Genomic DNA, 12559 nt, shown 5'->3' with positions numbered 1-12559 from the left:
ACGTGTACGGACTCGCCGCTCCGGCCGTACAGTCTGTCCCTGCCGATCTTCACCGTCATCCCCCAGCGAGGCGCCGTTGTACCCGACCGTCGCCGAGGTGCTCGCCCTGCCGGTGCTGCGCCAGGGCCGCCCGCACGTCGTCGCGGGCGCGGCCGGGCTGGACGCGCCCGTGCGCTGGGCGCACGTCGCCGAGGTCGCCGACATCGCGCACCTGCTGCGCGGCGGCGAGCTGGTGCTGACGACCGGCGTCGCGCTGCCCGACGACGGCCCGTCGCTGGCCCGCTACGTCGCCGACCTGGCCGGGGTCGGCGCCGCGGGTGTCGTGATCGAGCTGGTCCGGCACTGGAGCGACAAGCTGCCCGCGGCCCTGGTCGACGCCGCCGACCGGCACGGGTTCCCGCTGGTCACGCTCTCGCGCGAGACGCGGTTCGTGAGCGTCACCGAGGCGGTCAACGGCCAGATCGTCGACGCCCAGGTCGCCGAGCTGCGCGCCGCCGAACGCGTGCACGAGACGTTCACCGCGCTGACGGTCGCGGGCGCCGAACCCGGCGTCGTGCTGGGCGAGGTCGCGCGGCTCACCGAGCAGCCGGTGGTGCTGGAGACGCTCTCGCACGAGGTGCTGGCCTACGACGCGGCCGGCACCGACCCGGCCGAGCTGCTCACCGGCTGGCCCGCGCGATCGCGGGTGGTCCAGGTCGGCGAGCGCACCGGCTACCACCCGGGCGCGGGCTGGCTGGTCACCGTCGTCGGCGCGCGCGGCCACGACTGGGCGCGGCTGATCGTCGTGTGCGCCGACCAGCCGCCGCACCGCCACCGCGTCGTCGCCGAGCGCGCCGCGTCCGCGCTCGCCGTGCACCGCCTGGTCGCCAAGGACTCCGACGGCCTCGAGCGCCACGCCCACCGCGCGGTGCTCGCCGAGCTGCTGACCTCGCCCGCGCCGTCGGCGGAACTGCTGGCCCGGGCGTCCGCGCTGGCCGTGCCGCTGACCGGGCGGCAGCTGGTCGGGCTCGCGGTGCGGCCACGGTTCACCGGCATCGGGCGGCCCGCGCTGTCGACCCCGCCGGTGCTGCGCGAGCTGGCCGAGGCGACGGCGCTGGCGGCGCGCCGCGCGAAGGTGTCGGCGCTGGTGGCGACCGACGACATCGGGGTGCGCGCGCTGATCGCGCTGTCCCCGGAGGCGAACGCAGACGCGGTCCTGCAGCGGCTCGCCACGGACGTCCACGAGGCCCGTTCGAGCGCGCCGGGGGTGCTCGCGGTCGGCACCACGGTGCTCTCGCCCGCCGGGGCGAGCCGGACGCTGCTGGAAGCCGGGCAGGTCGCGGCCGCCGCGCTGGGCGCGGGTGAGGAGCGGGTGCTGCACCGGCTGTCCGACGTCCGCCTGCGCGGCCTGCTGCACCTGCTCGCCGGGGACGAGCGGGTGACGGCGTTCGCGACCCGCGAACTGGGGCCGCTGCTGCAGCGCGACGCCGCGTCCGGCAGCCGGCTCGTGCCGGCGCTGCGGCACTACTGCGAGCAGGGCGGCAACAAGTCGGCGGCGGCCGCGGCCGCGCACACCTCGCGGACGGCGTACTACCAGCAGCTCGCCCGGATCGAGCAGGTCCTCGGCGTCCGGCTGGAGGAGCCGGAGTCGATGCTCTCGCTCTACGTCGCGCTGCTGGCGCTGGACCTCACCCGGCCGAGCGAAGAAGACTCACCCGGACGTGCAGCACAGTGATCGGCTCCGGCCTGCCGATGAGACCGATATGGCCCTCCTCCCGTTCGCTGCCTGCCTGCTGAGCCTGAGCTGCCTCGCGCCCGCGCAGCCGCCGGCGTCGACCCTGCAGCTGACCAGCCACGACACCGCCGGCCGGCTCGGCTCGGTCGTGCTGACCTGTAACCCGACCGGCGGCACGCACCCGAAGCGCGAGAAGGCGTGCGAAGTCCTCGAAGGCGTGAACGGCGACTTCGCCCGGATCACCGGCCGGCACCAGGCTTGCACGCTGATCTACGCCCCGGTGGACGTCACGGCCGTCGGCACCTGGCGCGGCAAGCCGGCGTCGTACCGCACGACCTACGCCAACCGCTGCGAAGCCGACCGCGACTCGGACGGCGTCTTCGGCTTCTGAGGGGTTTCGCGCGCGGGAGCCGCCGGGCCGCCCCCACGACGGCCCGGTGGCTCCCGCTCGACGTAGAGACCACGCGCGAGCGGGCCGTTCGGTTCAGCCGCAGCGGCCGAGGGGAACGTCACGGGCGGTGGCGCGGCTGAGGTTCCAGGCGGGCCAGCCGTCCGGGGTGTCGTGGCCGAGCATCTGGCGCAGCCCGCACGAACGCTCCGGCTCGGGCAGCCGCGCCGCGACGACCGGGATGGCGTCGGCGGAAAACCCGTACAGGTACCCGCGGTCCAGGGGCTTCCCGGCGTCGGCGCGGTCGAGGTTGGCGTCGGCGATGAGACGTTCCGGATCGAGGATCGCGAGGACCAGCAGCGCGGCGGCGGCCGTCCCGATCGCGGCGCGCGGCAGCCACGTCGAGCGCAGCTTGACCAGCGACGCCCCCACCAGCACGAAGACCGCGCCGAACCAGAATTCGCAGACCTCGACCAGCAGGCGGAGCACGGTGAAGCCGTAGGCCTGCTGGTAAGTCCACATGCGACTCAACGCGGACCCGACGAGCACCAGGCTGAGCACGCTGAGCGCCCCCAGCAGGACACGCTGGCGGAGGCGATCGGCCGACGCGGCGTCCGGAGCCCAGCGCAGCGCGGCGGCGACGATGGCCAGGGTCAGCACGGTGACCGCGCAGAGCTGCCAGAAGCCGCCGCGGGCGTACTCGGCCGCGGTCAGGCCGTTGGTGCGCAGGACGTAGGCGGTGCCGCCGAACAGCACGACCAGCCGGACCCCGACCCAGACGCTGAAGATCAGCACGAGAACCACGAGCGGGACCGTCCACTCCAGACCGTATTTGCTCTGCTGTGGACGGTCGGCCGTCGCCCGGGCCGGTGGCGCGGCGAGGAAGTAGCACGCCCCGGCCACGAGCAGCGCGGCGACGGCGAAGACGAGACACCACCGCACGACGGTCCCGAAACTCAGCTCGGGGATCATCGCCTCGACAAGCGCGGCGAAGTCGGGATCGGCACTGGCCAGCAGCGGCACGAAGACGGCGACGAGCGCGGCGGCGGCCAGCACGGCGAGCGCGATCCGCCGCGCGACGCCGTCCCGCCGCGCGGTGAACTTCCCGATCCCCCGGCCGGCCCACGGAATCGCCCGCAGGGCTTCGAGCGGGACGGCGAACATGTCGTAGAGCACGGTGTGGACGGTCCGGTTGCCCACGACCGCGAGCGACCCGGTGAAGACGGCGGCCAGCACGCAGAGGACGAACAGCCACCCGGACGCCCGGATGGCCCCCATGCTCAGCAGCCCGAGGGAGAGCGCGGCCCACCCGGCGTTCCCCCAGGTGAGAGCGCCCTTGTGCCCTTCCCGCGCCCGCCGGTCGGCGACCGCGACGGCGCCGACGACGGCGACCCCGGTGAGCAGCCACCCGATGCCGGGCCGGTCGACGGGCAGCAGGAGCGCACCGGCCACCCCGGCGATCCCGGCGGCGGGCAGCACGGCTGACGGAAGCGGGACGACGGCGGACTTGGGCGGCGGCAGCGGCCGCATCAACACGGGCGGCGCGGCCACGGCCACCCCACCACCCGCGAGCCCCGGCGCGGCGACCCCGGATTCCCGGGTCGGGCCGGTCCCCCGACCACCCGCACCACCACCGCCTTCCCCGGTAGCGACGTCCCCTTCGAACCGCGCCGCGCCACGGGCCCGCCCGACCGCACGGCGCCCCGCCACCCCGGGCCCCGCGCCACCCTCGCCGGCCCCGACCCGCGCCGCACCGGACCCCCGCCCGAGCACACCACGCCCCACCACCCCGGGCTCCCGCACCGTTGCCCCCACATCCGCGGTGTCCTCTCCGGACCACGCCGCACCGGTCCCCCGCCCGGCCACGCCACCTCCCGCCGCGGCCGGATCCGCGTTCCCCGGCACCCGGGACGCGGCGGTCCGCTTACCCCGCGGCACCCCGCCGCTCCCACCGACACTGGACTTCGGCATTTCGCCTGCCTTCTCGAGTTTCCGCGTTCACTTTTGCAAATGTCCATCGCCGGAGCGCTCCCCCGGGGTCGTGAGTGGCGAGGAGGGTTCCACCCCGCATTACCCCTCACGGCACCGGCAACTCAGCTCGTCGGCAGCGTCACCCGGATCCGGCCACCGGTCCCCGCCGACGGCTCCACCACGCCGATCGACCCGCCGTGCAGCTCCACGGCCCACCGCGCGATGGCCAGCCCCAGCCCCGTCCCGCCGCCGGTCGGCCGCTCGCCGCGCGTGAAGCGCTCGAAGACCCGCGTCCGGTCCGCCGGCGCGATGCCCGGGCCCTCGTCGCACACCTCGATGCGCACCTCACCTGCCCGCAGCTCCGCGAGAATCCGCACCACGCCGCCCGCGGGCCCGTGCCGGGCCGCGTTCTCCAGGAGGTTCGCCACCACCTGGAACAGCCGTCCGCGGTCCGCCGTCACCACCGCGTCCGGCGGGGACACCGACACCTCGAAGCGCACCCCGCGCACCAACGCGGCCTCGGAGACCGCCTCGGACAACAACGAAGACAGGGGGAACGACGTCTTGTGCAGCGGGATCGCCCCCGCGTCCAGGCGCGAGAGGTCCAGCAGCTCGTCGACCAGCGTCGCCAGCCGTTCGGTCTGCTGCAACGCCGTCTTCAACGTCGCCGGGTCCGGGTCCTCGACGCCGTCCACGAGGTTCTCCAGCACTCCGCTCAACGCCGTGATCGGCGTCCGCAGCTCGTGCGAGACGTTCGCGATCAGCTCGCGCCGCTGCCGGTCGGCGTCGCCGAGGTCCCCCGCCATCAGGTTGAACGCCTGCGCGAGCTCGCCCACCTCGTCGCGCGTGGTGGCGCGGACGCGACGCGTGTAGTCGCCCTTCGCCATCGCCCGCACCGCGCCGGTCATCTCGCGCAGCGGCCGGGTCATCCCGTGCGCCAGCACCTGCGACAGCACCAAGGCGAGCACCATCGCCGTGATCGTCGTCTTCGGCGGCAGCCAGCCGATCTGCCAGTTGAAGAACGCGAACGCGACGCCGCCGGACCCGAGCATCAGGATCGCCAGCTTCAGCTTGATCGACCGGACGCGGTCCAGCGGCCGCGGCAGCAGCTCCGCCACCTTCACGACGACCCGCTTCACGATCCCGCCTCCAGCACGTAGCCGACGCCGTGCACGGTGCGGATCAGGTCCGCCCCGAGCTTCCGGCGCAACGCCTTGATGTGGCTGTCCACCGCCCGCGTCGCCGCGGACGTGCCGTGGACGTCCCAGTCCCACACCTCCGAGAGCAGCCGTTCCCGCGGCTGCACCACCCGCGGCCGGCGCGCGAAGTGCACCAGCAGGTCGAACTCGATCGGCGTCAGCTGCGCCGCCACCCCGGCCCGGGCGACGCGCCGCTGGTCGACGTCGATCTCGAGGTCGCCGAGCACGATCCGCGCGCCGTGCCCGGACGAAGACCGCTCGACCCGCCGCAGCAGCGCGTGCACGCGGGCCGTCAGCACGCGCATCGAGAACGGCTTCGTCAGGTAGTCGTCGGCGCCGACGCCGAGCCCGACCAGCATGTCCGTCTCGTCGGCGCGCGCGGTCAGCATCAGCACGGGCACCGGCCGCCGCCCCTGGATCCGGCGGCAGACCTCCAGGCCGTCGAACCCCGGGAGCATCACGTCCAGCACCACCAGGTCCGGTTCCCAGGACGCCTCGGCCTCGACGGCGGCCGGCCCGTCGTGGGCGACGTCCACGGTGAACCCTTCGGCCCGCAGCCGGGCCGCGATCGACGCGGCGATGGTGACGTCGTCCTCGACGACGAGCACGCGCCGCCCTACCGGTTCCATGGGGGCGACTTTAAGCACCGGAGGTGGAGACGGTCCGCGCGAACTGTGGAGATCTTGTGGAGACCGTGAACCGGCAGGTCACGGACGCCGCGTGTTGCGAAGAGGTTGCGTGGGGACTACGGCGTGATGTGTGACGTACGTCATGCATTGCGACGGCGTGAACGCAATCGACAGTCTGCGTTCCGACGCGGCGAAGAGTGAACAGTCTGCCAATGCCACCGCGCGCACCCCGGCGAGCAGGATTCCGCAATGGCGCCGACACCCGCAGACCAGCGCGTGCACGAGGACGGCCGGGTCGAGCTCGAACCCGGTGACGTCCGTTCTCTCGAAGGCAGCCGGTTCTTCAACGACGAACTGGCCCCCGTCCCCGTCGAGAAACGGACCTGGACCACCTACAACTACTTCGCGCTCTGGATGGGGATGGCGCACAACATCCCCAGCTACGCCCTGGCCGCGTCGCTGATCGCGCTCGGCATGAACTGGGTCCAGGCGCTGATCACCATCACCATCGGCAACCTGGTCGTGCTGGCGCCGATGCTGCTCAACAGCCACGCCGGCACGAAGTACGGCATCCCGTTCCCGGTGTTCGCCCGCGCCTTCTACGGCATGCGCGGCGCCAACCTGGCCGCGTTGCTGCGGGCGTTCATCGCCTGCGGCTGGTTCGGCATCCAGACCTGGGTCGGCGGCGAGGCCATCTACGTCATCCTCGGCCGCTTGCTCGGTGCGTGGTGGCGCGACGCCCCGGAGATCGCCGGGCAGCACTGGACGCTCTGGCTGTCCTTCGTGGTCTTCTGGATCGGCCAGATGCTGATCATCTGGCGCGGCATGGAGGCGGTCCGCCGGTTCGAAAACTGGACGGCGCCCCTGGTGTCGGTCGGCTTCCTGATCATGCTCGGCTACGTGCTGGTCAAGGCGGGCGGGCTCGGCCCGATCCTGGCCGACGGCGGCAAGCTCGGCTGGGGCCCGGACTTCTGGAAGGTGTTCGCGCCGTCGCTGATGGCGATGATCGCGTTCTGGTCGACGCTCTCGCTGAACATGCCGGACTTCACGCGTTTCGGCGGCAGCCAGCGCAAGCAGGTCCGCGGCCAGATCCTCGGCCTGCCGACGACGATGACGTTCATCGCGATCGTGGCCATCCTGACCACGTCGGGCGGGCACGTGCTCTACGGCGAGGACATCTGGGACCCGGCGCAGCTGGCCGACAAGTTCACCAGCCCGGTCGTGGTCGTCGTCGCACTGGTCGCGCTGGTGCTCGCGACGATCTCGGCGAACCTCGCGGCCAACGTCGTCAGCCCGTCCTACGACTTCTCCAACGCCTTCCCGAAGAAGATCACCTTCGCGGTCGGCGGCGGGATCACCGGCGTCATCGGCGTCCTGATCCAGCCGTGGCGCCTCTACTCCGACCCGAACATCTACATCTTCGCGTGGCTCGGCTTCTACGGCGGCCTGCTCGGCGCGGTCGCCGGCGTGCTCGTCGCCGGGTACTGGGTGATCGCCCGCACGAAGCTCAAGCTGAAGGACCTCTACACACCCGATGGGGTGTATTGGTTCAGTGGCGGCTGGAACTGGCGCGCGCTGGTCGCCACGCTGGTGGGAGCCCTTCTCTCGGTCGGTGGCGCCTATGGCGGGCCGTTCCCCGACGGCGGGCTGATCCCGTTCCTCAAGCCGCTTTACGACTACAACTGGGTGGTCGGCTTCGTCGCGGCGTTCGCCGTCTTCGCCGCCCTCTCTCTGTCCGCTAACAAGGAGGAAGCCAGTGAGCGTGGTCCGAGCCGCATTGATCCAGCAGCGGTGGACGGGTGACAAGGAGTCCATGATCAAGGCGGCGGTCGACCACATCGCCTCCGCCGCCTCGCAGGGCGCCCAGGTCGTCTGCCTGCAGGAACTGTTCTACGGCCCCTACTTCTGCCAGGTGCAGGACACCGAGTTCTACTCCTACACCGAGGGTATCCCGGACGGGCCGACGACCAAGCTCATGCAGGAGGTCGCCGAGCGCCACGGCGTGGTGCTGATCGTGCCGATGTACGAGGTCGAGCAGCCCGGCGTCTACTACAACACCGCCGCGGTGATCGACGCCGACGGCACGTACCTCGGCAAGCACCGCAAGAACCACATCCCGCAGGTCAAGGGGTTCTGGGAGAAGTTCTACTTCCGGCCCGGGAACCTGGGCTACCCGGTGTTCGACACCGCCGTGGGCCGCATCGGCGTCTACATCTGCTACGAGCGGCACTTCCCGGAGGGCTGGCGCGCGCTGGGCCTGGCGGGCGCGAAGATCGTGTTCAACCCGTCGGCGACCAGCCGGGGCCTGTCGCAGTACCTGTGGAAGCTGGAGCAGCCGGCGGCCGCGGTGGCGAACGAGTACTTCGTCGGCGCGATCAACCGCGTCGGCGTGGAACCGTTGGGCGAGAACGACTTCTACGGCCAGACGTACTTCGCCGACCCGCGCGGCCAGCTGATCGGCGACGCCGCGTCCGACACCGACGACGAGGTCGTCATCCGCGACCTCGACATGACGCTGCTCGACGAGGTCCGGGACCTGTGGGCGTTCTACCGCGACCGCCGGCCGGACACCTACGGCCCCCTCACGGAGGCCTGATGACCACGCTCATCAAGGGTGGCCAGGTCGTCTCGCCGTCGGGCGCTCTGCTGGCGGACGTGCTGGTGGACGGCGAGACCATCGCCGCCGTCGGCGCGCCCGGCACACTGAGCGGCGACGAGACGATCGACGCGACCGGCAAGTACGTGCTGCCCGGCGGGATCGACGCGCACACGCACATGGAGATGCCGTTCGGCGGCACGCATTCGGTCGACACGTTCTCGACCGGCACCACGGCCGCGGCCTGGGGCGGCACGACGACGATCATCGACTTCGCCGTGCAGGCCAAGGGCACGTCGCTGCTGTCCACGATGGACAAGTGGCACTCCAAAGCGGACGGCAACTGCGCGATCGACTACGGCTTCCACATGATCGTCTCCGACGTCAACGACCAGTCGCTGAAGGAGATGGAGGCCTGCGTCGACGCCGGGGTCGGCAGCTTCAAGATGTTCATGGCCTACCCGGGCGTGTTCTACTCGACCGACGGCGAAATCCTGCTGGCCATGCAGAAGGCGCGCGAGATCGGCGCCACGATCATGATGCACGCGGAGAACGGCATCGCGATCGACCAGCTGGCCGCGCAGGCGGTGGCCGCCGGCAACACCGACCCGGTGCAGCACGGCCTGACCCGGCCGCCGGAGCTGGAGGGCGAGGCGACCTCACGGGCGATCCAGCTCGCGAAGGTCACCGGCTCGCCGCTCTACATCGTGCACCTCTCGGCGTCGCAAGCGCTTGCGGCGGTCGCCGAGGCGCGCAACGACGGCCAGAACGTCTTCGCCGAGACGTGCCCGCAGTACCTCTACCTGTCCATCGAGGACCTGGCCAAGCCGGACTTCGAGGGCGCGAAGTACGTCGCGTCGCCGCCACTGCGGGAGAAGTCGCACCAGGCCGACCTGTGGCGCGGGCTGCGGACGAACGACCTGTCCGTGGTGTCGACCGACCACTGCCCGTTCTGCTTCAAGGACCAGAAGGAGCTGGGCCGCGGCGACTTCCGGGCGATCCCGAACGGGATCCCGGGGGTCGAGCACCGGATGGACCTGCTGCACCAGGGCGTCGTCGCGGGTGAGCTGACGCTCGGGCGCTGGGTCGAGACGTGCTCGGCGACGCCGGCGCGGATGTTCGGGCTGTACCCGCGCAAGGGTGTGATCGCCGCGGGTTCGGACGCCGACATCGTCGTCTACGACCCGGCGGCGACCCAGACCCTGTCGGCCGAGACGCACCACATGAACGTGGACTACTCGGCGTACGAAGGGTTCGAGCTGACCGGTCGCGTGCACACGGTCTTGTCCCGTGGGCGGGTTGTGGTGTCGCCTTCCGGTTTCTCGGGAAGCACGTCGCACGGGAAGTTCCTGTCCCGCTCGCTGAACCAGTACCTGAACTGAGGTGGGCATGGACTTCGGGATCGTGCTGCAGACGGACCCGCCCGCGCGGGACGTCGTGCGGCTGATGAAGGACGCCGAGGACGCCGGGTTCCGCTACGGCTGGACGTTCGACTCCTGTGTGCTGTGGCAGGAGCCGTTCGTCATCTACTCGGCGATCCTGGCCGCGACGTCGTCGCTGGTGGTCGGGCCGATGGTGACCAGCCCGGGCACCCGCGACTGGTCGGTGATGGCGTCGACGTTCGCCACGCTCAACGACATGTACGGCAACCGGACGGTCTGCGGCATCGGCCGCGGCGACTCCGCGCACCGGGTCGTCGGGAAGCCACCGTCCACTTTGGCCACCGTGCGCGACTGCATGCACGTGGTCAAGGAGCTCGCCGAAGGGCGGGCGGTCGAGATGAACGAGACGACCGTGCAGATCCCGTGGATCCGCAACGGCCGGCTGGAAATGTGGATGGCCGGGTACGGGCCGAAGGCGCTGAAGACGGTCGGCGAACACGCCGACGGCTTCATCCTGCAGTGCGCGGACCCGGCGATCGCGCGCTGGACGATCGGCGCGGTGCGGGACGCGGCGCGGGCGGCCGGGCGCGATCCGGGCGGCATCACGATCTGCGTCGCGGCCCCGGCGTACGTCGGCGACGACCTGGCGCACCAGCGCGAGCAGCTGCGCTGGTTCGGCGGGATGGTCGGCAACCACGTCGCGGACCTGGTCGCGCGCTACGGATCTTCCGGAGCGGTGCCGAAGGAACTGACCGACTACATCCGCGAGCGGGAGGGGTACGACTACAGCCACCACGGCAAGGCGGGCAACCCGTCGACGGAGTTCGTCCCGGACGAGATCGTCGACCGCTTCTGCCTGCTGGGCCCGCCTTCGGCGCACGTCTCCCGGCTGCAGGAGCTGGCGGAGCTGGGCGTGGACCAGTTCTCGCTGTACCTGATGCACGACGACCGCGAGGCGACCCTCTCCTCGTACGGCTCGCAGATCATCCCGAAGCTCACCGCCTGAAAGCCGTGAAGGCCTCCTTACCGGCTCTTACGGCCGGGAAGGAGGCCTTCACGGCTTTCGGTGTGCGTAGGGCTCGCCCTACCTCGGTTCCGGGGGCGCGCACCAGCGCGCCCCCGGTCCCGGCGGCGGGACGATCGGGCCCATGAGATCTCCGAAACTCCGCGCTGTGCTGGCTCTGGGGGCCGCCACGCTCGCGGTGGGCGCACTCGCGCCCGCGGCAGTGGCGAGCCCCGCCGGAATCGTCTGGGAACCCTGCCCCACCGGCTCGCCGGCCGGGTACGACTGCGGCCGGCTCGACGTCCCCCTGTCCTATCAGGACCCTTCGGCCGGGACGGTCTCGGTGGCGATCGGCCGCCTGCCCGCCACCGACCAGGCCCACAAGCTGGGCACGATCTTCTACAACCCGGGCGGCCCGGGCTCGTCCGGCCGCTTCGCGCCGGCGTTGACGCCTTTCCTGCACACTCGCTACGACATCGTCGGGATCGACCCGCGCGGCGTCGGGGCGAGCTCGAAGATCCACTGCTTCACCGATCCGTCGCAGCTGGAAGTGCTGCAGCGGGCGCTCGGGACGTTCCCGCTGACCCCGGAAGCCGAGCAGCAGCAGATCGCGGACACCCGGACCGTGACCGACCTGTGCGAGCAGAACGCCGGGCCGCTGGCGAACCACCTGTCCACCGGCACGATCGCCCGCGACCTGGACCGCCTGCGCGCCGCGTTCGGCGAGCCGAAGCTGCGCTACTACGGGAAGTCGTACGGCACGTACATCGGCGAGACGTACGCGAACCTGTTCCCCGGTCGCGTCGGCACGCTGGCCTTGGACGCCGTCGACGACCCGTCGCGCTGGGCGACCGGCACGGGCCCGATGAGCTACCGGCTGGCGGGCTACGTCGACGGCCCGCGGGCGCTCCAGTCCTTTTTGGACGCCTGTGCCGCGCGCTGCACCTTCGACTATTCCGCCATCCTCGACCGCTTGGCGACCGGCCCGATCACGGTAACCGACACCAACGGTCGCCAGATCGCCGTCACGTACCAGAGCGCGATCGCCCAGATCCACAACTACCTGACGGACGCCCAGGCGGCCCCGCAACTGGCGGCGTACCTCCAGGCCCTGGCGGATCCTTCGAAGCTCGCTCCTGCTGCTGCCGGCGGTCCCCCGGACATCGACTCGATGCTGGGCGGCGGCGCAACCCTGTGTTCGGACGCGGCGAACCCGCGTGACCCGGCGGTCTGGGCGGGCTACGCCCGCGCGGCGGACCGCATCGGCCGCGGCTTCGGCCCCTACGACGTCTACAAGACGTTGCCGTGCGCGAGCTGGGACGTCAGCGACCCGGGCCGCTACACCGGCCCGTGGAACCGCCCGACGGCCCCGATCCTCCTGCTGGCGAACCGCCAGGGCGACCTGGAAACGCCGTACGACGGGGCCCAGCGGACGGAGAAACTGCTGGCGAACGCGCGGCTCTTGAGTCTCGACACGTACGGCCACGGTTCCCGCGGCAAGAGCGCGTGTGTCGACAAGTCGCTGGACACGTACTTCCTGACGGGCGCGGTCCCGGCCCGGGGCACGATCTGCGCCCCGGACAAGGGCCCGTTCGGCTGATCCGGAACGCCTGGCCGTCCGGTCCGTAACAGACCGGGCGGCCGCGGCGACTCCGGCGATTGATCAGTTCCCGCAGA

10 protein-coding genes are annotated in these 12559 nt (G+C 71.7%); 7 read left to right on the top strand and 3 right to left on the bottom strand.

What is annotated here, in order from left to right:
• Positions 1-76 precede the first annotated feature (76 nt).
• Positions 77-1714, top strand: coding sequence for a PucR family transcriptional regulator (locus tag OG494_RS01505; protein WP_328451154.1), 1638 nt, complete (start codon positions 77-79; stop codon positions 1712-1714).
• 28 nt (positions 1715-1742) lie between these two features.
• On the top strand, positions 1743-2105 hold the full coding sequence (locus OG494_RS01500) for an SSI family serine proteinase inhibitor (protein ID WP_328451152.1): 363 nt from the start codon (positions 1743-1745) through the stop codon (positions 2103-2105).
• A gap of 93 nt (positions 2106-2198) precedes the next feature.
• Here the strand turns inward: OG494_RS01500 and OG494_RS01495 are convergent, their stop codons facing one another.
• The 3 genes from OG494_RS01495 to OG494_RS01485 all read right to left on the bottom strand — a co-directional run bounded on the left by OG494_RS01495 (position 2199) and on the right by OG494_RS01485 (position 5880).
• Complete coding sequence (locus OG494_RS01495; protein ID WP_442874456.1) at positions 2199-3632, bottom strand: DUF4153 domain-containing protein; 1434 nt, start codon at positions 3630-3632, stop codon at positions 2199-2201.
• Between the two features lie 563 nt (positions 3633-4195).
• A complete protein-coding gene (locus OG494_RS01490) occupies positions 4196-5212 on the bottom strand; it encodes a HAMP domain-containing sensor histidine kinase (RefSeq protein WP_328451148.1) in 1017 nt (338 codons plus the stop codon).
• Positions 5209-5880, bottom strand: coding sequence for a response regulator transcription factor (locus OG494_RS01485; protein WP_328458847.1), 672 nt, complete (start codon positions 5878-5880; stop codon positions 5209-5211). The genes OG494_RS01490 and OG494_RS01485 overlap by 4 nt, the downstream gene beginning before the upstream one ends.
• A 270-nt stretch (positions 5881-6150) precedes the next feature.
• Here OG494_RS01485 and OG494_RS01480 point away from each other — a divergent pair, with 270 nt between their 5' ends.
• From OG494_RS01480 to OG494_RS01460, 5 genes are all read left to right on the top strand, one after another.
• Positions 6151-7704, top strand: a complete 1554-nt coding sequence (locus OG494_RS01480) for an NCS1 family nucleobase:cation symporter-1 (RefSeq protein WP_328451146.1) — start codon at positions 6151-6153, stop codon at positions 7702-7704.
• Between the two features lie 10 nt (positions 7705-7714).
• Complete coding sequence (locus OG494_RS01475; RefSeq protein ID WP_328458846.1) at positions 7715-8497, top strand: nitrilase-related carbon-nitrogen hydrolase; 783 nt, start codon at positions 7715-7717, stop codon at positions 8495-8497.
• On the top strand, positions 8497-9879 hold the full coding sequence (hydA, locus tag OG494_RS01470) for a dihydropyrimidinase (RefSeq protein WP_328451144.1): 1383 nt from the start codon (positions 8497-8499) through the stop codon (positions 9877-9879). The genes OG494_RS01475 and hydA overlap by 1 nt, the downstream gene beginning before the upstream one ends.
• A gap of 7 nt (positions 9880-9886) precedes the next feature.
• Positions 9887-10885, top strand: coding sequence for a TIGR03842 family LLM class F420-dependent oxidoreductase (locus OG494_RS01465; protein WP_328451143.1), 999 nt, complete (start codon positions 9887-9889; stop codon positions 10883-10885).
• A gap of 142 nt (positions 10886-11027) precedes the next feature.
• The gene (locus OG494_RS01460; protein ID WP_442874371.1) at positions 11028-12482 is read left to right on the top strand and encodes an alpha/beta hydrolase; all 1455 of its coding nucleotides are present in this window, start codon (positions 11028-11030) and stop codon (positions 12480-12482) included.
• The last annotated feature ends 77 nt before the right edge of the window (positions 12483-12559 follow it).

This window comes from Amycolatopsis sp. NBC_00438 (assembly GCF_036026695.1).
GTDB lineage: Bacteria > Actinomycetota > Actinomycetes > Mycobacteriales > Pseudonocardiaceae > Amycolatopsis.
Note: the sequence above shows the minus strand (reverse complement) of the source record. Positions and strands in the feature narration are given on the sequence as shown.